The following is a 20,835-nucleotide window of genomic DNA, read 5'->3' on the forward strand; positions in this document are numbered from 1 at the left end:
CTTACACCGTGAACGACTCGCCGCAGCCGCAGGTCGCCTTCTCGTTGGGGTTGCGGAACTTGAAGCCTTCGTTCAGACCTTCGCGGGCGTAGTCCAGCTCCGTGCCATCGAGATAGGAAAGGCTCTTGGGGTCAATGAAGACCTTCACGCCAAAACTCTCGAAGACAACATCTTCCGCCTCGACTTCGTCGACATACTCCAACTTGTAGGCCATGCCGGAACAGCCCGTCGTCCTAACGCCGAGCCGCAAGCCGATACCCTTTCCGCGCTTCTGCAAGTAGCGGCCGATATGGGTGGCAGCCTGTTGGGTCAGGGTAACGGACATGATCAGCCCGCCACAGCTTCGGCAGTGGCCGAATGCTTTTCTTTGTAGTTCTGCACCGCGGCCTTGATCGCGTCTTCGGCCAGAATGGAACAGTGCACCTTCACCGGCGGCAGGGCCAACTCTTCGGCGATCTGCGTGTTGCGGATGCTCATCGCTTGATCCAGCGTCTTGCCCTTGACCCATTCGGTCACGAGCGAGCTGGACGCGATGGCCGAGCCACAGCCGTAGGTCTTGAAGCGCGCGTCTTCGATCACGCCGGCTTCGTTCACCTTGATCTGCAGCTTCATGACGTCGCCACAGGCCGGCGCGCCGACCATGCCGGTGCCCACCGAGTCGTCCGACTTGTCGAACGAACCGACGTTGCGGGGATTTTCGTAGTGATCCAGAACTTTGGTGCTGTAAGACATGTTAATTCTCCACGTATTTCGAGGCGCGGGCGCTTAGTGCGCGGCCCACTGCACGGTGTTCAAGTCGATGCCTTCCTTGGCCATTTCCCACAGCGGCGACATATCGCGCAGCTTGCCAACCCGGCTCTTGATCAGTTCGACCGCAAAATCCACTTCCTTTTCGGTCGTGAAACGACCCAGCGTGAAACGGATCGAGCTGTGCGCCAACTCATCGTTGCGGCCAAGAGCGCGCAGCACGTACGAGGGCTCCAGGCTGGCCGAGGTGCAGGCCGAACCGCTGGACACCGCCAGTTCCTTGATCGCCATGATCAGGGACTCGCCTTCGACGTAATTGAAGCTGACGTTCAGGTTGTGCGGCACGCGCTGGTCCATGTCGCCGTTGAGGTAGACCTCTTCGATTTCCGACAGCCCCTTCCAGAGGCGGTCGCGCAGCATGCGGATGCGCTCGTTCTCGGTGCCCATTTCTTCGCGGGCCAGACGGAACGCTTCGCCCATGCCGACGATCTGGTGCGTTGCCAGCGTGCCTGAGCGGAAACCGCGCTCATGGCCACCGCCGTGCATCTGCGCTTCGATGCGGATACGCGGCTTGCGGCGCACATACAGCGCACCGATGCCCTTCGGGCCGTAAGTCTTGTGGGCCGAGAACGACATCAAGTCGACCTTCAGCTTTTGCAGATCGATTTCCACCTTGCCGGTCGCCTGAGCGGCGTCCACATGGAAGATGATGCCCTTTTCGCGGCAGATTTCGCCCAGCGCTTCCACGTCCTGGATCACGCCGATTTCGTTGTTCACCATCATCACCGACACCAGCACGGTGTCAGGGCGCAGCGCAGCCTTGAACACATCCAGGTCGATCAGGCCGTTGTCCTTGACGTTCAAGTATGTGACTTCGAAGCCTTGGCGTTCCAGTTCACGACAGGTGTCGAGCACAGCCTTGTGCTCAGTCTTGACCGTGATGATGTGCTTGCCGCGTTCGGCGTAGAAGTTCGCGGCGCCCTTGATGGCCAGGTTGTTGGATTCGGTGGCGCCGGAGGTCCAGACGATTTCGCGCGGGTCGGCATTGACCAGCTTGGCGACTTCTTCGCGAGCGCGTTCGACGGCCTCTTCGGACTCCCAGCCAAACGCGTGGCTGCGCGAGGCCGGGTTGCCAAAGTTTTCGTACAGCCAGGGCACCATGGCGTCGACGACACGGGGGTCGACAGGCGTCGTGGCCGAATAATCCAGATAGATCGGACGGGTGGTCATTTCTACAACTCCTGATGCTTCTTATACGGTGGCGTTGGCAGCCACAGTCGTGGTCGGGGCGTTGGCGGCCGTAGCGCCTCCCACCCGGTTCACACGCACTGCGCAGGCCTGCGCTTGATTGGTGGCTTCCTGCAGTTGGCGCACACGCTGCTGATCAACGAGATCCTGCAGGGACACCGAATCCAGGTAATCCACCATCTTGCGATTCAACGTCGCCCAGAGTTCGTGCGTCATGCACTTGCCCGGCTTGCCGTCGTTGCCGCTCGTACAGTCCCGCTTGCCACCACAGCTGGTCGCATCCAGCGGTTCGTCGACGGCGAAGATGATGTCCGCGACCGTCACATTGCGCGCCAGACGCGCAAGCGAATAACCGCCGCCCGGGCCGCGGACACTGTCCACGAGCTCGTGACGGCGGAGCTTGCCGAAAAGCTGTTCAAGATACGAAAGCGAAATATTCTGACGCTGGCTGATGGCCGCAAGAGTGACCGGACCGCTATGCTGCCGCATAGCCAGGTCGATCATGGCAGTCACGGCGAAACGCCCTTTGGTAGTTAGCCGCATGGTGAATTCCCTGTGATTCCGGCAGTGGCCGCCAGCGAATCCAGCGGTCAATACCCGAGTAATTGGCTCAAGTATAGCCTATTCCCGACTAATTTGGTATGGCTCCGGGCTACAAAAAACCGCGCATCTGCGCGGTTTTTCACTGCCTTATACCTGAAGAGCCGCTCTGCGAGCGGCTCCACGACCATGCAATCAGGCAGCCTGGTACTGGGTAGCGCGCTTGCGAACCAATTCGAGGACGCCCTGACAGGCATCTTCCAGGTAATCCAGAACCTTGCCGAAGCCGTCGGCGCCGCCGTAGTAAGGATCAGGCACGGTGGCTTCTTCGAATTCATTGGCGAAGCGCATCAGCAGCATCAGCTTGTGCTGGTATGCCTTGGGGCATTGCTGCTGCATGGCGGACAGATTGTCCCAGTCCATGGCGAGGATAAGATCGAAGTCACGGAAGTCTTCCGCGGTGACCTGACGCGCCTCGCAGTGAGTGATCTCGTAGCCGCGCTTGCGAGCTGCAGCCTGCGCCCGGGCATCAGGCGCCTCGCCAATATGAAACGCGTGCGTGCCCGCGGAGTCGATGCGAACGACATCGCTCAAACCCGCGTCATTCACCAAATGGCGAAACACGCCCTCTGCGCTCGGCGAGCGACAGATATTGCCCATGCAAACGAAAAGTACCTTGGTCATCATGGAAGCAAGTGTGCGGGAAAACCCGAGATAAGGCAAGCTTTTTTTGCGCCCGCGCAATTGACGCAGCGCAAATCAGAGGCCGGCATAACCACAACAAAATCATGGGCTTGCAAGCTTATATTGAGGTAACCATTGAGATGCAAACCGCGCAAAATTCCCGAATGGTTACACCATGATTGCAACGCACCACTTTTTGCAGCTATTCAGGATACAGTAAGCGTACGGACATGAACTGAAACATATATAGCCCCTACACCGCCCCGTCGAGCAGCACCCGCTGCTTGAGCGCATTGAGCGAATCCCGCGCCGCGGCCGCCTGCTCGAATTCGAGGTTGCGCGCGTGATCCATCATCAGCTTTTCCAGACGCTTGATCTCGCGCGCCAGCGCCTTTTCGTCCTTCAGCAGTTCGGCGGGCACTGCGGCCTCCAGCGTGTCGTGCTGGGCGGGCGCCACGATGCCGTCGATCAACTCGCGCACTGCCTTCTGCACACCGCGAGCGGTGATGCCGTTGTCAAGGTTGAATTGCAGCTGTTTGGTGCGCCGGCGGGCGGTTTCATCCATGGCGCGCTTCATCGAGTCCGTGATCCGGTCGGCATAGAGGATCGCGTGACCATTGAGGTTGCGCGCCGCGCGGCCGATGGTCTGGATCAGGCTGCGCTCCGAACGCAGAAAGCCTTCCTTGTCGGCATCCAGGATGGCCACGAGCGACACTTCGGGAATGTCCAGCCCTTCGCGCAGCAGGTTGATGCCCACCAGCACGTCGAACGTGCCCAGACGCAAGTCGCGCAGGATTTCGACGCGCTCGACCGTATCGATGTCGGAGTGCAGGTAGCGCACCTTCACGCCATGCTCGCTCAGGAAGTCGGTCAGGTCTTCGGCCATGCGCTTGGTGAGCGTCGTGACAAGCACGCGATCTCCTTGCGTGACACGCGCCTTGATCTGTCCGAGCAGATCGTCCACCTGCGTGCGGGCGGGCAGCACCTGCACGAGCGGATCGACCAGCCCCGTGGGGCGCACCACCTGCTCCACGACGTTGTCCGCATGTTCTTGTTCGTACGCGGCCGGCGTTGCCGAAACGAACACGCATTGGCGCATCCGCGCTTCGAACTCTTCGAGCTTGAGCGGGCGGTTGTCCAACGCCGACGGCAGACGAAAGCCGTACTGCACCAGCGTCTCCTTGCGCGACCGGTCTCCGCGATACATGGCGCTGAGCTGGCCGATGGTCACGTGGCTTTCATCGATGAACATCAGCGCGTCGGACGGCAGGTAGTCGATCAAGGTCGGCGGCGGCTCACCCGGCGCGGCGCCTGACAGATGGCGCGAGTAGTTCTCGATGCCCTTGCAGAATCCCAGCTCCTGCAGCATTTCCAGATCGAAGCGGGTACGCTGCTCCAGACGCTGCGCCTCGACCAGATGGCCGTCGTCGACGAAGCGCTTGACGCGTTCGCGCAGTTCTTCCTTGATGGTTTCGATGGCCCGCAGCACGGTGTCGCGCGGCGTCACATAGTGCGAACCGGGATAGACGGTGAAGCGCGGCAGCTTCTGGCGGATACGGCCCGTCAGTGGGTCAAACAATTCCAGGCTTTCGATTTCGTCGTCGAACAACGTCACGCGCAATGCGAGCTCGGCGCTTTCCGCCGGGAAGATATCGATGGTCTCGCCGCGCACGCGGAACACCCCACGCGTGAACTCCGCATCGTTGCGGGTGTACTGCATGGCAACCAGACGCGCGAGAATCTCGCGCCGGGCGATCTGATCGCCGGAGCGCAGGATCAGCACCATCGCGTGATAGTCGCCGGGGTTGCCGATACCGTAAATGCACGACACCGTGCCCACGATGATCGTGTCACGGCGCTCGAGCAGGCTCTTGGTGGCCGACAGCCGCATCTGCTCGATGTGTTCATTGATAGACGAATCCTTCTCAATGAACAGATCGCGCGTCGGCACGTAGGCCTCGGGCTGGTAGTAGTCGTAGTAAGAAACGAAATACTCGACCGCATTCTTCGGGAAGAACTCGCGCATTTCGGCGTAGAGCTGCGCGGCCAGCGTCTTGTTGGGCGCAAGCACCAGCGCCGGGCGGCCCATGCGCGCAATGACGTTGGCCATGGTGTAGGTCTTGCCCGACCCGGTCACCCCCAGAAGCGTCTGGTACATGAGGCCGTCTTCGACACCCTGGGTCAGCCCTGCGATGGCCGTGGGCTGGTCCCCCGCCGGCGGATAGGGTTGGTAAAGATGAAAGGGGCTGTCAGGGAAATCGACGAATCCCGGACCTGCGGCGGGAGCCCCCGCGCTCGGGTCTATTGCGCTCTTAGGCATGCTAGACTGTTCCAGGGTAAACCCCCCATTATCCACAGCACTTCGTACTGCGTCCACCCACCTCATCAGAGTCCCATGAGCACCCTTTTCGATTCCGTCGAGCTCGCGCCGCGCGACCCCATTCTTGGTCTGAACGAACAATACAACGCGGATACCCGCCCCGGTAAAGTGAACCTGGGTGTGGGCGTGTATTACGATGATCAGGGACGGATCCCGCTCCTGGGCGCTGTGCGCAAGGCCGAAACCGCCCGCATCGAAGCCGCTGCCGCCCGCGGCTATCTGCCGATCGAAGGCATTGCCGGTTACAACGCCGGAGCGCAGGCCCTGCTTCTGGGCAAGGACTCCGCGCTGGCCGCCGCCGGTCGCGTGCTGACCACGCAAGCCCTGGGCGGCACCGGCGCCCTGAAGATCGGCGCTGACTTCCTGCGCCAGCTGTTGCCGGGCTCGAAGGTGCTGATCAGCGATCCCAGCTGGGAAAACCACCGCGCGCTGTTCGAACGCGCCGGCTTTGAAGTCGGCACGTACGCCTACTACGACGCCGCCACCCGTGGCCTGAACTTCGAAGCCATGCTGGCCGACCTGAAGGCCGCGCCCGCCAAGACCATCGTCGTGCTGCACGCATGCTGCCACAACCCCACCGGCGCTGACCCCACCGCCGACCAGTGGAAGCAGATCGCCGCCGTCGTGAAGGAAAACAACCTGGTCCCGTTCCTGGACATCGCCTACCAAGGGTTCGGCGATGGCCTGAAGGAAGACGCCGCCGTCGTGCGCCTGTTCGCCGACATGGACATGACCATGTTCATCAGCTCGTCGTTCTCGAAGTCGTTCTCGCTGTACGGCGAGCGCGTCGGCGCGCTGACCGTTGTCGCCGGCAGCAAGGACGAAGCCACGCGCGTGCTGAGCCAGCTCAAGCGCGTCATCCGCACCAACTACTCCAACCCGCCCACGCACGGCGGCACGGTCGTCTCGACGGTGCTGAACACGCCCGAGCTGTTTGCCCTGTGGGAAGAAGAACTGGCCGGCATGCGTGATCGCATCCGCCTGATGCGTGCTCAACTGGTCGACAAGATCAAGGAACACGGCGGCAAGCAGGACTTCAGCTTCGTGCTCAAGCAGCGCGGCATGTTCTCGTACTCGGGCCTGTCCGCCGCCCAGGTGGACCGCCTGCGTGAAGAACACGGCGTCTACGCCGTGTCCAGCGGCCGCATCTGCGTGGCCGCGCTGAACAGCGGCAACATCGACAAGGTGGCAGCCGGCATCGCAGCCGTGCTGTAAATCAAGTCGGCAGTGCGCCGTCAGCAGTCAGAACGGGACCTTCGGGTCCCGTTTTTGTTGGCATCGTGCCCCGCTTGCTTTTTTGCGCTGCGTCCCCCAGAATGGCGCTGTATATATGTACAGTCCGCTCACACCGGATCATCGCCATGGCCAGCAAACTCACGGATCGCCAACAACAAATCCTGGACCTTATCAGGCAAACGGTCGCGCGCACCGGCTTTCCGCCGACCCGCGCCGAAATTGCCCAGGCCTTGGGTTTTCGCTCTCCCAACGCCGCAGAAGACCACCTCAAGGCGTTGGCACGCAAGGGCGCCATCGAGCTCACGGCTGGCGCCTCACGCGGAATCCGGCTCAAAGATGCCGCCGCCGCGCCGGTGCAATCGTCGCTTCCCATCCCCGCCCTCGCCCAGCTTCTGCTGCCGCTGGTCGGCCGCGTGGCAGCTGGCAGCCCCATCCTTGCAGCCGAGCACGTCGAGCGCGAAGTTGGCGTGGACCCCAGCCTTTTCGCCCAAGCCCCCGACTACCTGCTCAAGGTGCGCGGCATGAGCATGCGCGACGCTGGCATCCTCGAAGGCGATCTTCTGGCCGTCAAGAAGGCGTCCGAAGCGCGCAACGGCCAGATCGTGGTGGCCCGCCTGGGCGACGACGTCACGGTCAAGCGGCTCCAACGCCAGAACGGCCATATCGAACTGCTGCCTGAAAACCCCGACTTCGAAACAATCGTGGTCAAGGCCGATCAGGAATTTGCGCTGGAAGGCATTGCGGTGGGTCTCATCCGCACTCAAGCGCTGCACTAGGCTGCAGCCCTCTGGCGGGCGCCCCCCCCCCACCCCGCCCAAACTGGTAGGCAAGCTCACCAAAAAGAAAACCCCGCTCATGAAAGCGGGGTTTTTTGCTTTCGGGCGTCAACAAGACCTGGTGACGCCTTTCGGCTTCGGGCACCCTCTTTCGAGGGCGCCCCGGCGTTCAAGACGCCATCAGTGCTTCATCACCGGGTCGGTCGAGCCAGGTTCCGCAGGTTTGGCAACCAGCGGCTCCTTGACGGCTTCTTCCTCGGCCAGGGGCTCGGGCAGACGCTCCAAGGCCAATTCCAGCACCTTGTCGATCCAACGGACCGGCACGATCTCAAGGTGGTTCTTGACGTTATCCGGGATCTCCGCCAAGTCCTTGACGTTTTCTTCCGGGATCAGAACCGTCTTGATACCGCCGCGATGGGCGGCCAGCAGCTTTTCCTTCAGACCGCCGATCGGCAGGACTTCACCACGCAACGTGATCTCGCCCGTCATGGCGACGTCGGCGCGCACCGGAATGCGCGACAGCGCCGAGACCATGGCGGTAGTGATCGCAATACCGGCGGACGGACCGTCCTTGGGCGTTGCGCCTTCCGGCACGTGCACGTGCATGTCGTGCTTTTCAAAGACGCTATCGGCAAAGCCCAGACGGCGAGCCCGCGAACGCACAACCGTGCGCGCCGCCTCGACCGACTCTTTCATCACATCGCCGAGCGAACCCGTGCGCTGGATGACGCCCTTGCCGGGCATGTCCGCGACTTCGATCGTCAGCAGGTCGCCGCCGACTTCCGTCCACGCCAGGCCGGTCACCTGACCGATCTGGTTTTCCTTTTCTGCCATGCCGAACGCGTAGCGGCGCACACCCAGGTAGTCGCTGAGGTTGTCGGCCGTAACGTTGACCGCCTTGACCTCCGGCGTCTTGCCCTCGGCCTTGGCGCGATCGCTTTGGGTCAGCAACTGCTTGATGACCTTGCGGCAGATCTTGCCGACTTCGCGCTCGAGCGCACGGACACCGGCTTCGCGGGTGTAGTAGCGCACGATATCGCGCAGCGCGCTGTCGTCCACGGTCAGCTCGGTATCCTTCACGCCGTTGTTCTTCATCAGCTTGGGCAGCAGATGGTCGCGGGCGATGTGGATCTTTTCTTCCTCGGTGTAACCCGACAGGCGGATCACTTCCATGCGGTCCAGCAGCGCCGGCGGAATGTTCAGCGTGTTGCTGGTAGCCACGAACATGACGTCCGACAGATCGAAGTCGACCTCGATGTAGTGGTCCTGGAACGTATGGTTCTGTTCCGGATCCAGCACTTCGAGCAAGGCCGACGAGGGATCGCCGCGGAAATCCATGCCCAGCTTGTCGATTTCATCAAGCAGGAACAGGGGATTGCGCACGCCGACCTTCGACATGTTCTGCACGATCTTGCCGGGCATGGAACCGATGTACGTACGACGGTGGCCGCGGATCTCGGCCTCGTCGCGTACGCCACCCAGGGCCATGCGCACGAACTTGCGGTTCGTGGCCTTGGCAATCGACTGACCCAGCGAGGTCTTGCCGACGCCCGGAGGGCCGACCAGGCACAGGATCGGCGCCTTCACCTTGTCCACGCGCTGTTGCACGGCAAGATACTCGAGGATCCGTTCCTTGACCTTTTCGAGACCGTAGTGGTCGTTGTCCAGCACCGTTTCGGCGTTGCTGATCGAGTTGTTGATCTTGCTCTTCTTTCTCCAGGGGAGATTGATGAGCGTGTCGATGTAGTTGCGCACCACCGTGGCTTCGGCCGACATGGGCGACATGAGCTTGAGCTTCTTGAGCTCGGCATCGGCTTTCTTGCGCGCCTCTTTGGGCATGTGGGCAGCGATGATCTTCTTTTCAAGCTCTTCGATGTCCGCGCCCTCTTCGCCTTCGCCCAGCTCTTTCTGAATGGCCTTGACCTGCTCATTCAGGTAGTAGTCGCGCTGGCTCTTTTCCATCTGCTTCTTCACGCGGCCGCGAATCCGCTTCTCGACCTGAAGGATGTCGATTTCGGTTTCGAGTTGCGTGAGCAGACCTTCGAGGCGTTCGGAGGTGCCGGTGATCTCGAGCATCTTCTGCTTCTGCTCGAGCTTCAGGGGAAGATGCGCGGCGATCGTGTCAGCCAGGCGGCCAGCATCGTCGATGCCAGCCAGCGAGGTGAGGATCTCGGGCGGGATCTTCTTGTTGAGTTTTACGTATTGCTCGAACTGCGCAACGATGGCGCGGCGCAAGGCTTCGGTTTCGGAGCCCTGCATGGCGTCCGGTTCGATGGGCGACACCTGGCAGGTGAAGTGCGAATCGGCGTCTTCGATGGAGTTGATGCGGGCGCGCTGCGTACCCTCGACCAGCACCTTTACGGTGCCGTCAGGCAGCTTGAGCATCTGCAGGATGCCGGCGACGCAGCCGATCTCGTAGACGTCTTCAGGCGTGGGGTCATCTTTGCCGGCGGACTTTTGGGCCACCAGCATGATGCTTTTGCCCGCTTCCATCGCGACCTCGAGCGCGCGGATGGAGCGCGGTCGGCCGACGAACAGCGGGATGACCATGTGCGGGAACACTACGACATCGCGCAGCGGCAGCAGGGGAAGGTCGATCGGGTCGGAAGGCAGGGTCTGGCTGGCAGACATATGAGGTTCCTCGGTATGACTCGGCGTATGGGGACGGGGCACCCGGGTAATACCCGAGCAAACTCGTCAATTACGTCTGTTATGGGAACAATAGCCGAAAATTCAAGATCTCGGCCGCCTGGATCACCAAAAGGCCCCAAAAAGGCCCTGGAACCGCCTTCAGTATGCGGCCATGACGGGCGGCTGAAAAGTGCGATCGGGGATGTAGGCGCGCCCTAGGTAAAAAAACCCGTTACGAGAACGGGCTTTTTTGAAATATCAGGCGGCGGCGTCGCGGACTTCTCCGCGCTCCGGCTTCTCTGGCGCGGCATTTTCATCCGCGTAGATCAGCAGGGGCTTGCCCTCGCCTTCGATGGCGTTTTCGTCGAGGACCACGCGCTTGACGTTGCCCTGGGAAGGCAGGTCATACATGGTGTCGAGCAGCGCCTGTTCGATGATGGAACGCAGGCCGCGGGCCCCCGTCTTGCGGCGCAGCGCCTTGCGGGCGATGGCCTTGAGCGCAGCCGGACGCACGTCGAGCTCGGCGCCTTCCATGGCGAACAGCTTCTGGAACTGCTTGAGCAAGGCGTTCTTGGGTTCGGTCAGGATCTGGACCAGTGCGGCTTCGTCCAGCTCGTCCAGCGTCGCGACCACGGGCAGACGGCCGACCAGTTCGGGAATGAGACCGAACTTGATGAGATCTTCGGGTTCCACTTCGGAGAAGAGTTCGCCCACGCCGCGTTCGGACTTGGCACGTACCGACGCCGAAAAGCCGATACCCGACTTTTCAGTACGGTCACGGATGACCTTTTCCAGCCCGTCGAAGGCGCCGCCGACGATGAACAGGATGTTCGTGGTGTCGACCTGGACGAAGTCCTGGTTCGGATGCTTGCGGCCGCCCTGCGGGGGAACCGACGCCACCGTGCCTTCGATCAGCTTGAGCAGGGCCTGTTGCACGCCCTCGCCCGACACGTCGCGCGTGATGGACGGGTTGTCGGACTTGCGCGAGATCTTGTCGATCTCGTCGATGTAGATGATGGCGCGCTGGGCCTTTTCGACTTCATAGTTGCAGTTCTGCAGCAACTTCTGAATGATGTTTTCGACGTCTTCACCCACGTAGCCCGCTTCGGTCAGCGTGGTGGCGTCGGCCATGACGAAAGGCACGTTCAGCATGCGAGCCAGCGTCTGGGCCAGAAGCGTCTTGCCGGAGCCGGTGGGCCCGATCAGCATGATGTTGCTCTTGGAGAGCTCGACTTCGTCGCCCTTGATCTCGCCGTGGCGAATGCGCTTGTAGTGGTTGTAGACGGCCACGGCCAGCATGCGCTTGGGCGACGTTTGCCCAATGACGTACTGGTCGAGGAAAGTCTTGATTTCAGCCGGAGTGGGCAGCTCGGAACGAATCGCCGCGCGCGCGGTGGCCTGCGCCTCTTCGCGGATGATGTCGTTGCACAAGTCGATGCATTCATCGCAGATGAATACCGACGGACCCGCGATCAGCTTGCGGACTTCGTGCTGGCTTTTATTGCAAAACGAGCAATGCAGCACCTTAGCGTCTGCCGATCCCTTTTTTTCAGGCATATTTCTTTCGTATCTCAGGTAAAGATGCGCCAGGCCGGGTACATGGCCTAGCGCATGCGCTTACTCAAACATGATGGCAGCGGGTCTGGATCAACCGGGAAGTCAGCCTTCGGACCGGGAGGCCATGACCTTGTCCACCAGTCCATACGATACCGCATCTTCGGCCGACATGAAGTTGTCACGTTCCGTATCCAGCTCGATGCGCTCCATGCTTTGCCCGGTGTTTTGGGCCAGGATGCGGTTCAAGCGCTCGCGCAGGTCCAGGATTTCGCGAGCCTGGATCTGGATGTCGGAGGCCTGCCCTTGGGCGCCGCCCGAGGGCTGGTGAATCATGATGCGCGAGTTGGGCAGGGTGAAACGCTTGCCCTTCTTGCCAGCCGCCAAGAGGAACGCGCCCATGCTGGCCGCAAGGCCGGTACACAGGGTGGACACGTCCGGCTTGACGAACTGCATGGTGTCATAAATGGCCATTCCCGCGTACACCGACCCGCCGGGCGAGTTGATGTACAGGGAAATGTCCTTGTCAGGATTCTCCGATTCCAGGAACAGCAACTGAGCCACGACCAGGTTGGCCGTGGCGTCGTTCACCGGCCCCACCAGGAAAATGAGCCGTTCGCGGAGCAGACGCGAATAGATGTCGTAGGCGCGCTCGCCGCGCCCCGACTGCTCGATCACCATGGGAATGTAGCCCAGGCCGGTGGGGGTCACCGAAGACCCGCCATTCATTGCCGCATAGAAATCGGTGAATCTCTGCATAGTGTTACGCCATCCCCATCAACTGATCGAAAGGCACCTTTTCGTCGGTGACCTTGGCCTTTTCCAACACGTGCGCGACGACGTTGTCTTCCAGCACGATAGCCTCGATTTCAGCACGACGCTGGCGGTCTGCCAGGTAATAGCTGACAACCTGGGCGGGTTGTTCGTAGTTCTGGGCGAATTCTTCGATGCGCGCGCGGACCTGTTCCGGCTTGGCTTGCAGCTGAGCTTGCTTGACCAGTTCGGAGACGAGCAGGCCGAGGCGGACACGGCGCTCGGATTCGGTCGAGAAGGCTTCGGCCGGAATCGGCACGGATTCGGCATTGGGCACGCCGCGCTGCTTCAGTTCTTCGCGGGCAGCCGAGATACGGCCTTGCACGTCGTTGTCGACCAGCGCCTTCGGCACGTCGAACTTGCCGGCTTCGACCAGGGCGTCCATGACGCTGGACTTGGTGCGGCCTTGCGAACGGACCTTCACTTCGCGCTCGATATTGCTGCGGATGTCGGCCTTGAGCTTTTCGACGTCGCCTTCGGCTTGGCCGAGCGACTTGGCGAATTCGCTGTTCAGTTCGGGCAGGACGCCTTCAGCCACTTCCTTGATGGTGATGGTGAATTCGGCGGTCTTGCCGGCAACTTCCACGCCTTGGTAGTCATCGGGGAACTTGAGCTGGAAAACCTTGGTTTCGCCAGCCTTCAGACCACGCGCGGCTTCTTCAAATTCCGGCAGCATGCGGCCTTGGCCGAGCACGAACGGGAAGTCTTCGGCCTTGCCGCCTTCGAACGGCACGCCGTCGATGGTGCCGGCAAAGTCCAGCGTCACGCGATCGCCATCGGCGCTGGCGCGGCCTTCACGGGCTTCGAACGTGGCGCGTTGCTTGCGCAGCACGTCCAGCGTCTGCTGAACTTCAGCATCGGTGACGGCGGTTTCGTAGCGGGTGACGGCCAGGGCGGACAGGTCCGGCACGGCGACTTCCGGGTAGACCTCGAACGTGGCGGTGAACGCCAGCGTGTCGTCGGAAACGCCTTCCGTCTTGGGCTCGAGGTTCGGGGCGCCAGCGACGCGCAGCTTGGCGCCGTCGATGGCTTGTTCAAAGGCACGGCCAACTTGGCTATTGATCACGTCGTAGCGGATGCTGGGACCATGGCTGCGCTCGAGCATGGCGAGCGGCGCCTTGCCCGGACGGAAGCCGGGGACCTTGGCGGTCCGAGCCACGCGCTTCAATTGCGCCTGGACTTCCTTTTCGACGTCGGCCACCGAGACGGCCAGATCAACACGGCGCTCCAGGCCGGAGAGGGTTTCAACCACAGGCTGCATTAAAAGACCTATTTTCCGAGAGATGAGATTACGGGCGGATAAACGCGGCATTTTACCGGAAACTTCCGGAACCCTGACGCAAAGGGGCGCGAGCCCCGGATTTGCCCGGATGCTCGCGCCCCGTTTATCGCCCAAAAAGCGAGGATCGACGCCTGGCTGAGAGGTTACTTGGCCTTGGCGATGCGGTCTTCGATGTGCTGCGCGCGCTTGGTCGAGGACGGGTGGGAGCTCATCATATCGCTCTTGCCGCCATCCAGCTCGGCCAGCTTCTGGAACGCGGTCACAAGGCCACGCGTATTCTGCTTCTTGGACTGCAGCAGGTCGAACGAATAATCGTCCGCCGCGCTTTCCTGCGATTGCGAGAACTGCGCATTGATGAACTTCTCGGTCAGGTCGCCCAGTTGCGAGGAGCTCAGTTGAGACACGGTCGCGCCGCCCGCCGCGCCAGCCGCGTCACGCGCAGCCGACACCGTGTAGGCGGTCTGCATTGCCTTCTTGGTGTGGCCCAGCGCCACGTGACCGATTTCGTGGCCGACCACGCCCATCACTTCGTCGTCCGTCATCATATCCATGAGGCCGCTATAGACGCGGATGCAGCCGTTGGCCATTGCCCAGGCGTTCACGTCCTTGGTGACATAGACCTTGTAGCTGGCTTTCTGGCCATTGACCGTGCCGCCCAGCGCCTTTGCGATCTTCTGCAGACGAGCGTCGTATTTGCTGCCCGGCGCGGCGATCTTTTCCTGCGAATCGCTCTGTGCGCATGCCTTGTCCGACAGGGTCTTGATCTCGGCATCGCTCAGCGTGGCCGCCTGGACAACCTTGGCGCCGGCGCCGACGAGCCCACCGATATCCAACGCATGTGCGGCCGAGTAAGGGGCGAGCGCAATGGCCAACGCGGCGACGGTGTAGCGGATCTTCATGGGAACAAACTCCTATTGACTTGTTCTATGCAAACGAGGCGGCAATTCTATATACGGCTCCAGCTTTCGACGTATTTCGGCACAGAGTTTCGCAAATGCGAATTTCGCTTACCAAAAAGCCGAGCGCCTCGAAGGACGCCATGCTAGGCATCCGAGCACCGGCAAGCCGCCGGTTGAAAGAGATGTCCGCTGTCTCATGGCGTTGATAGAATTGCCGCCGCGCATTTTTTCGCAAAACCACAACGGCTCGCACCCATCATGATCCCGAATCCCCCTCCTCGCCTCGGGCTGCTGCCCAATCTCATCTTCAGTTCGCGCTGGTTGCAGCTTCCGCTTTACCTGGGACTTATCGTCGCGCAGGGCGTATACGTCATGCTGTTCCTCAAGGAACTGTGGCACCTCGTCACCCACGCCACCAGCTTCGGCGAAATGGAGATCATGCTGATCGTGCTGGGTCTGATCGACGTGGTCATGATCTCCAACCTGCTGGTGATGGTGATCGTTGGCGGCTACGAGACGTTCGTGTCGCGCCTGCGCCTGCAGAACCATCCCGATCAACCGGAATGGCTGAGCCACGTCAACGCCAGCGTCCTGAAAGTGAAGCTGGCCATGGCCATCATCGGCATCTCGTCAATCCACCTGCTGCGCACCTTCATCGAAGCAGGCACCATCGGCACGCCGAATGCGCGCTTCACCGAAGCCGGCGTGATGTGGCAGACCATCATCCACGCCATCTTCATTCTTTCGGCGCTGGGGATCGCATTGGTGGACAAGCTCTCGACCGGCAGCAACGCCAAGCACTGAGCGCCCACACAAAAAAACCCCCACGCTACAAACGTGGGGGCTTTTTTATGGATAGAACACCGGGCGCACCCGGCGCGCTACCCGATAGGTCTCAGGCCGCTACCTTGATGTTCTTGGCGCTGGGGCCCTTGGGGCCGGTTCCAACGTCGAAAGTGACCCGCTGGTTTTCCTGCAGTGACTTATAGCCTTCGCTGCGGATTTCGGAGTAGTGAGCGAAAAGATCCTTGCTGCCGTCGTCGGGCATGATGAAGCCATAACCCTTTTCGGCGTTGAACCACTTGACGATGCCGGTTGCCATGGGATGTCCTTGACCTAAAAAGCGATTGCTCGCGGGACGCCAGATCTTCAAGGATGGGAGAGGATAGCAACCGCGGCACCACTGACGGCGACCAAGGAGAACGCAGACCGCGTCGCTTGAGAATCTCGCTGAAACCAGTTTATTGGCGAATCTGGAAAAACGTCAAATGTCCTAAAGGCCTGTTTTTGATCCCGAAAACGGGCCCTACACCCGCTAAAAAGCGCAAGCCAAGCCGCTGGGCGGGTTGAACATTTTCAACTTGCCACGCTCCGATACACGTGGAAACTGACACACCGGGCTCGCCTCGCGAGGTTCCGCGCCCTACCCGGCGAATCCGCCGGATTCCAGAAACTCCCGTTCTGCCTGGCTCGTCTGCCGTCCCAACGCCGCGTTGCGATGCGGGAAGCGTCCGAAGCGCTTGATGATGTCGCGATGCAGGACGGCCCATTTCACGGCTTCCGCACCCAACGGTTCCATCAGGGCGACAGCGCGGTTCTGCGCAGCCAGGCTCTCGGCGTGCTCGAACGGCATGTAGAAGAACTGGCGCAGCGACGCATCGACTTCCAGATCATGGCCCGCGGCGATCGCGCGTTCCGCAAAATGCAGCGCCAGCGCGTCGGTGGCGAACATATGCGCGGTGTCCCGGTAGGCATTGCGGGGAAACTGGTCCAGCAGGATCATCAGCGCGATCGCGCCCGAGGGGTCATCCAGCCAGGAATCGAGCCGGCGCGCGGCTGCTGCCATATGCGCCTCTTCGAAGCGCTCGCGAAAGCTGGCGTCGAACTGTGCGTTCTTGCTGAACCATTGGGGTGGCCCGGCGTGCAGCCAGAAGGCGACCACATCCTGAGGTTTCGTGACAAACGGCGTGGGGGTGGTTGCGGTCATGGCGATGCGTGCGTAAGGGTGAGCGCGCCGCCATTCCCAAAGAATGGGTAGCGCGACGGAAAATAAGCCGCCCAGCATAACGCGCAGAAAACAAAAAAGGCCCCACTAGGGGGCCTTCTTGCGAAAATTCAGAGCCTTACAGGACCTGGATCTTCGTGGCTTGCGGGCCCTTGGGGCCATTGGCCGTCACAAAGCTGACGCGCTGGTTCTCTTCCAGAGACTTGAAGCCCGAGCCCTGAATTTCGGAGAAGTGAGCGAACAGATCCTTGCCACCCGCTTCCGGGGTGATGAAGCCATAACCCTTTTCCGAATTGAACCACTTAACGACGCCGGTTTCCATACTGTATTTCCTAGAGATAATGGGCAAATGCCCGGAGGTCACGAATCAATCAAGGAGGGGACAGTAGAACAATAACGCTGAGCCGGAAAAGGCACCGCACTGATCGAAAATCGCAACGCTTGTGATCGTGTGCCGACACTATCGTTATATTCCCCTCACAAGTCAACATAATCCTAAAAAACACGTGCCAATAATGCAACAAAGAGAAACTGCGCAGTTATTCTGCACGTTTTTAAAGGGTAAACGAGTCCCTGCATAGGTGTTAACACCCATACATCATAAAAAAACAAACAAGGCTTATATAAATGCCATCAAAAGCGCGTACGACCTGCAATACGCCGTTCGGATGGCACTATGGTTTGCCGCCAGGCTTACTCGTCGATAGGTAAACCCAACAAGTCGAGCGCCGCGCCAAAAGCATCGGGGCCCGAGCAAAGGAAAACCGCCACGTCGCCGGGGTTCATATTTTCCAGCACTTGGTCGATCTGTTCTTGAGCATTATCAACATTGTCGACATTGGCGGCGTGTATATCCGCTCCGGCATCGACTTTTTCGCGAGGCACGATGTCTGCGATTGCATTGAGATCATCCACGCCCATGACGACATAAGCGCTGATGCTCTCGCCGTCCAGGGTGGTGTGCAGCTCGACGCCGCCCGCTACGTCGGCAACGTGCCGACTGAGTATTTCCATTTCCATCTTCCTTGATTTGCGGGCTGAACCCGCCTGGGCACGCACCTCACAGGTGCACACGCACGCCCAGGCGCGACTATAACAGCCTTAGGCTAACGTTTCTTGACGCTGGGGCCAAGCGACTGGCGAGCGGCCCCGGAAGTGGCCGCCACGGTACGGCAACGCACCCCGGCTTCGGCCAGCACCCGGGCCAGCGGCTTCTGCGCGGCGAGGAACGCCGTCTTTTCGTCGGCGGCCAGCTTGCAGATGAACAACTGGGCCTGGAGTTGCGTGCGGCGCGCCTTGCGGTTGTCGGCTTCCTTGGCGAGCCATTCGCCCACCCAGGCTGCGGCAGCCTCGGCATCGCCCTGCTGCTTGACGTGCCCGAGCAGGTCGTAGACGGTCACGCCGTCGATGCGCTCGTCCTCGCCGCGGGAGAGGAACAGCTTGGCGGACTGGCCCGTGTAGCCTGGGACGACCGCCAGACAATCCCGTTCTGCGGGTTTTTTCATGGTGTTTTCGAATGTGGTTTAGCAAGAACCCCGGACTGTAACGCAGGCGCGCGCGCCGTCCTATCGCCGTCGCGGAAGTCTGCTATTGTCAACGTGTTCTTTCATCCCAACATGGTGGACATCATGCAACGCGATTTCGATCTGGTCGTCACGATTCTGGGCGCCCTGCGCGACGCCCCCGGCCCCAACCTGAGCACCCACGACATCAAGAACGCCGCCCTGGCGCCGCACCCCGAAGAACAAGGCCTGCAGCTCATCGCGCATCACCTGGACCTGCTGGAAGATGCGGGCCTGGTCAAGCAGATCAGCGAGACCGCGGCGACTGCCGGCGCCACGCGCTGGCGCATCACGTGGAAGGGCTACGACGCCCTGGAGCAGGATGAGGACGACGAAGACGAAGACGACGAGGACTTCGACGCCGAAGAATGAGACGCTGCGCCGAAAGGCGCAGCCGGACGATCCGCGCGGCTTAGCGCAATGATTGAGCCGTTTGCCGGCGTTGCCGGATGCGCCGCGTCAACAGCGCCGCCGCGGCGCCGATCACCAGGCTGAACATGAAGGCGGCGATCGACAACATCGCCGACAGTTCATCGAATCCCCCCAGCCGCGCCAGCACCAGCACGGCCACGAATATCGCCGCCGACCACGCCACAAGGCCGATCAGCAGCTGCTTGACCGTCCGCAGGCGGCCGCACAAGGTGCCGCCAGCAAGTGCGGCGGCCACCATGGCAGCCATGGACCAGAACAGATACTCGTAGTGCATGGGGACGGTCTCCGCCAAGGGCATTGAGGCGCACGCATTATAGGCGGCGCCTGCCTGCCGCCCTTTGCTCCCCTGCCCGGCTGCGAACTCCGATCAGCCCAACGCCACCACGCTGATTTCCACCAACGCGCCATAGTGCAGTTCTCGGGTGGGCACGATGGCGCGGGCTGGCCGGTGGCTGCCAAAGCATTCCTCGTACACCGCGTTGACCTCATCCCACAGGCTGACGTCCGGGATGTACACGGTCACGTTGACCACCGACGACAGCGAGGAACCAGCAGCCTCCAGGATTGCGCGCACGCTGCGCAGCGCCTGCCGCGTCTGGCCTGCCGCATCCTCCGCCAGGACGGGGCGCACGCCAGGTGCGGCCGGCGGCAAAAAGCCCAACTGCCCCGAGACGAAGACGAAACCGTTGGCGCGGATCGCCTGCGAATAATGGCCCGCCGGCGGGGTGGCGTCGGGTGTTTGGATGAGGTCCATGCGAGCGTCCTCCTTGATGATGCGCGGCCTACCAGCCACGGAAGCGTTCCCAGTGCGACACCACGCCCGGCTCCCCGGAACGCACGACCTCGTAGGCGTCGTGCTGAGCGCACGTCGCGCAAGCGTGGTTCGGCACGATACGCACTTTGGCGCCGATCGGCAGGTCGGGCAACACCGCGTTGCTGCCGGGGCGTACCTTGATGATGCCCTGCTCCTGGTTGGTTTCGGCAAGCAGCACGTCCGGGTAGACCGCGCCGTCCACGTCGCACACCAAGCCGTACAACTGGTCCACCGGCTGTTTTGCCGTGCCACGGTCCCGCGACATGGCCATCCACCCAGCGTCCACCAGGATCCAGCCTTTATCGGGCTGATGGCCAATAACGGTGGTCAGCACCGTGGCGGCGATGTCGTCCACGCTGCACACCCCCAGGCCGGCCATCACGAGATCAAAAAAGACGTACACGCCAGCGCGGACTTCCGTGACGCCTTCGAGGTTCCGGGCAAAGTGCGCGGTGGGCGTTGAGCCGACGCTGACCACCGGGCACGGCAACCCCGCGTCGCGAATCGCCTGCGCGCAACTGACGGCGGCCCACCGCTCCTGTTCGGCCATATCGGCGATCGCCTCGACGCTACGGCAGCCATACGATTCGCCCGCGTGCGTCATGACGCCGCGCAGGCAGGCGCCCTTTTGGTGCAGCACGCGCGCAATGGCCAGCAACTGGCCGGTGTCCTTGGGCTGCACACCGGCGCGGTGCCCGTCGCAATCGATTTCGATCAGCGCCGGGATGGCATCGCCGGCAGCCTTGGAACGCGCCGACACCGCGCGCGCGGCCTCGATGCTGTCGACCACCACCGTCAGGTCGATGCCGCGCTGACGCAAGGCCAGCACGCGATCGAGCTTCGACGGAGACACGCCGACGGCATACAGCAGATCCGTGACGCCGGCGGCCGCGAATTGCTCGGCCTCCTGCAGCGTCGATACGGCGGCTGGCCCTTGCGGGGTCGTCATGAGACGGCGCGCGACCTCGATGGATTTGGGCGTTTTCAGATGGGGACGCAACCTGACGCCGTGCCCGGACATCAGGGCGTTCAGCCGGTCGATGTTTCGCGTCATGCGCGTTTCGTCCAGCAGCAGGCAGGGCGTTTCCAGGGAATCCAGGGTGGGCGCGGGGCTTTCCAGAGTCATGGGAATCTTTTGAGGGATGAGGGGCGCGGGCACGGCTGGCCCGTCGGGATCAGGACGAAGTATGGCGCGCTCGCCACTTCCCATGTTTAATTCAAACTTAATATTC

23 protein-coding genes are annotated in these 20,835 nt (G+C 61.5%); 4 read left to right on the forward strand and 19 right to left on the reverse strand.

The window, feature by feature from the left end; all coding sequences use genetic code 11:
• Position 1 precedes the first annotated feature (1 nt).
• The 6 genes from iscA to uvrB all read right to left on the reverse strand — a co-directional run bounded on the left by iscA (position 2) and on the right by uvrB (position 5,539).
• Positions 2 to 325 carry an iron-sulfur cluster assembly protein IscA gene (iscA, locus tag HV786_RS06180; protein ID WP_056318874.1) on the reverse strand — a complete coding sequence of 108 codons (324 nt, stop codon included), beginning with the start codon at positions 323 to 325 and terminating at the stop codon, positions 2 to 4.
• A gap of 2 nt (positions 326 to 327) precedes the next feature.
• Positions 328 to 732, reverse strand: a complete 405-nt coding sequence (gene iscU / locus HV786_RS06185) for a Fe-S cluster assembly scaffold IscU (protein ID WP_175210306.1) — start codon at positions 730 to 732, stop codon at positions 328 to 330.
• Positions 733 to 765: 33 nt separating this feature from the next.
• Positions 766 to 1,977: an IscS subfamily cysteine desulfurase gene (locus tag HV786_RS06190; protein ID WP_108696353.1), complete on the reverse strand. Its 1,212-nt coding sequence runs from the start codon at positions 1,975 to 1,977 to the stop codon at positions 766 to 768.
• Positions 1,978 to 1,998: 21 nt separating this feature from the next.
• Complete coding sequence (gene iscR / locus HV786_RS06195) at positions 1,999 to 2,538, reverse strand: Fe-S cluster assembly transcriptional regulator IscR (protein WP_056318865.1); 540 nt, start codon at positions 2,536 to 2,538, stop codon at positions 1,999 to 2,001.
• Positions 2,539 to 2,730: 192 nt separating this feature from the next.
• Positions 2,731 to 3,222, reverse strand: a complete 492-nt coding sequence (locus HV786_RS06200; protein ID WP_042794076.1) for a low molecular weight protein-tyrosine-phosphatase — start codon at positions 3,220 to 3,222, stop codon at positions 2,731 to 2,733.
• 250 nt (positions 3,223 to 3,472) lie between these two features.
• Positions 3,473 to 5,539: an excinuclease ABC subunit UvrB gene (gene uvrB, locus HV786_RS06205; protein ID WP_128828498.1), complete on the reverse strand. Its 2,067-nt coding sequence runs from the start codon at positions 5,537 to 5,539 to the stop codon at positions 3,473 to 3,475.
• Positions 5,540 to 5,614: 75 nt separating this feature from the next.
• Here uvrB and HV786_RS06210 point away from each other — a divergent pair, with 75 nt between their 5' ends.
• Together HV786_RS06210 and lexA are read left to right on the forward strand one after the other, a co-directional pair.
• Entirely contained in the window at positions 5,615 to 6,814 is a 1,200-nt protein-coding gene (locus tag HV786_RS06210) for an amino acid aminotransferase (RefSeq protein WP_056318860.1), read from the forward strand.
• Between the two features lie 146 nt (positions 6,815 to 6,960).
• Entirely contained in the window at positions 6,961 to 7,611 is a 651-nt protein-coding gene (gene lexA / locus HV786_RS06215) for a transcriptional repressor LexA (RefSeq protein WP_062840730.1), read from the forward strand.
• Positions 7,612 to 7,791: 180 nt separating this feature from the next.
• Here lexA and lon read toward each other — a convergent pair whose 3' ends face one another.
• The 5 genes from lon to loiP form a co-directional block, all read right to left on the reverse strand.
• Positions 7,792 to 10,242 carry an endopeptidase La gene (gene lon, locus HV786_RS06220; protein WP_056318855.1) on the reverse strand — a complete coding sequence of 817 codons (2,451 nt, stop codon included), beginning with the start codon at positions 10,240 to 10,242 and terminating at the stop codon, positions 7,792 to 7,794.
• Positions 10,243 to 10,500: 258 nt separating this feature from the next.
• On the reverse strand, positions 10,501 to 11,799 hold the full coding sequence (clpX, locus tag HV786_RS06225) for an ATP-dependent Clp protease ATP-binding subunit ClpX (protein WP_056318854.1): 1,299 nt from the start codon (positions 11,797 to 11,799) through the stop codon (positions 10,501 to 10,503).
• Between the two features lie 102 nt (positions 11,800 to 11,901).
• Positions 11,902 to 12,555 (reverse strand): ATP-dependent Clp endopeptidase proteolytic subunit ClpP, encoded by a 654-nt coding sequence (gene clpP / locus HV786_RS06230; protein WP_063955619.1) that lies wholly within the window; start codon positions 12,553 to 12,555, stop codon positions 11,902 to 11,904.
• A 4-nt stretch (positions 12,556 to 12,559) separates the two neighbouring features.
• Positions 12,560 to 13,870, reverse strand: a complete 1,311-nt coding sequence (tig, locus tag HV786_RS06235; protein WP_056318847.1) for a trigger factor — start codon at positions 13,868 to 13,870, stop codon at positions 12,560 to 12,562.
• 164 nt (positions 13,871 to 14,034) lie between these two features.
• Positions 14,035 to 14,790, reverse strand: coding sequence for a metalloprotease LoiP (gene loiP / locus HV786_RS06240; RefSeq protein WP_128828499.1), 756 nt, complete (start codon positions 14,788 to 14,790; stop codon positions 14,035 to 14,037).
• A 258-nt stretch (positions 14,791 to 15,048) separates the two neighbouring features.
• Between loiP and HV786_RS06245 the strand changes: the two genes are divergently transcribed.
• Positions 15,049 to 15,594 carry a TIGR00645 family protein gene (locus HV786_RS06245; protein ID WP_128828500.1) on the forward strand — a complete coding sequence of 182 codons (546 nt, stop codon included), beginning with the start codon at positions 15,049 to 15,051 and terminating at the stop codon, positions 15,592 to 15,594.
• Between the two features lie 91 nt (positions 15,595 to 15,685).
• Here HV786_RS06245 and HV786_RS06250 read toward each other — a convergent pair whose 3' ends face one another.
• From HV786_RS06250 to HV786_RS06270, 5 genes are all read right to left on the reverse strand, one after another.
• Positions 15,686 to 15,892 carry a cold-shock protein gene (locus tag HV786_RS06250; protein WP_042794090.1) on the reverse strand — a complete coding sequence of 69 codons (207 nt, stop codon included), beginning with the start codon at positions 15,890 to 15,892 and terminating at the stop codon, positions 15,686 to 15,688.
• A 321-nt stretch (positions 15,893 to 16,213) separates the two neighbouring features.
• The gene (locus tag HV786_RS06255) at positions 16,214 to 16,777 is read right to left on the reverse strand and encodes a DUF924 family protein (RefSeq protein ID WP_128828501.1); all 564 of its coding nucleotides are present in this window, start codon (positions 16,775 to 16,777) and stop codon (positions 16,214 to 16,216) included.
• A 136-nt stretch (positions 16,778 to 16,913) separates the two neighbouring features.
• Positions 16,914 to 17,117, reverse strand: a complete 204-nt coding sequence (locus HV786_RS06260; protein WP_006220190.1) for a cold-shock protein — start codon at positions 17,115 to 17,117, stop codon at positions 16,914 to 16,916.
• Between the two features lie 371 nt (positions 17,118 to 17,488).
• Positions 17,489 to 17,809, reverse strand: coding sequence for a hypothetical protein (locus tag HV786_RS06265; RefSeq protein WP_056324478.1), 321 nt, complete (start codon positions 17,807 to 17,809; stop codon positions 17,489 to 17,491).
• Positions 17,810 to 17,901: 92 nt separating this feature from the next.
• Complete coding sequence (locus HV786_RS06270; RefSeq protein ID WP_128828502.1) at positions 17,902 to 18,300, reverse strand: hypothetical protein; 399 nt, start codon at positions 18,298 to 18,300, stop codon at positions 17,902 to 17,904.
• 123 nt (positions 18,301 to 18,423) lie between these two features.
• On the opposite strand from HV786_RS06270, the gene HV786_RS06275 reads away from it, so the two are divergent.
• Positions 18,424 to 18,729 (forward strand): DUF2513 domain-containing protein, encoded by a 306-nt coding sequence (locus HV786_RS06275; protein ID WP_128828503.1) that lies wholly within the window; start codon positions 18,424 to 18,426, stop codon positions 18,727 to 18,729.
• Between the two features lie 40 nt (positions 18,730 to 18,769).
• Here the strand turns inward: HV786_RS06275 and HV786_RS06280 are convergent, their stop codons facing one another.
• The 3 genes from HV786_RS06280 to HV786_RS06290 all read right to left on the reverse strand — a co-directional run bounded on the left by HV786_RS06280 (position 18,770) and on the right by HV786_RS06290 (position 20,729).
• Positions 18,770 to 19,063: a hypothetical protein gene (locus tag HV786_RS06280; RefSeq protein ID WP_128828504.1), complete on the reverse strand. Its 294-nt coding sequence runs from the start codon at positions 19,061 to 19,063 to the stop codon at positions 18,770 to 18,772.
• Between the two features lie 93 nt (positions 19,064 to 19,156).
• Positions 19,157 to 19,543: a RidA family protein gene (locus HV786_RS06285; protein ID WP_128828505.1), complete on the reverse strand. Its 387-nt coding sequence runs from the start codon at positions 19,541 to 19,543 to the stop codon at positions 19,157 to 19,159.
• A 28-nt stretch (positions 19,544 to 19,571) separates the two neighbouring features.
• Complete coding sequence (locus HV786_RS06290; RefSeq protein WP_175210308.1) at positions 19,572 to 20,729, reverse strand: DSD1 family PLP-dependent enzyme; 1,158 nt, start codon at positions 20,727 to 20,729, stop codon at positions 19,572 to 19,574.
• Positions 20,730 to 20,835: the final 106 nt, after the last annotated feature.

It is taken from the genome of Achromobacter mucicolens (assembly GCF_902859725.1).
Taxonomy (GTDB): domain Bacteria; phylum Pseudomonadota; class Gammaproteobacteria; order Burkholderiales; family Burkholderiaceae_B; genus Achromobacter; species Achromobacter mucicolens.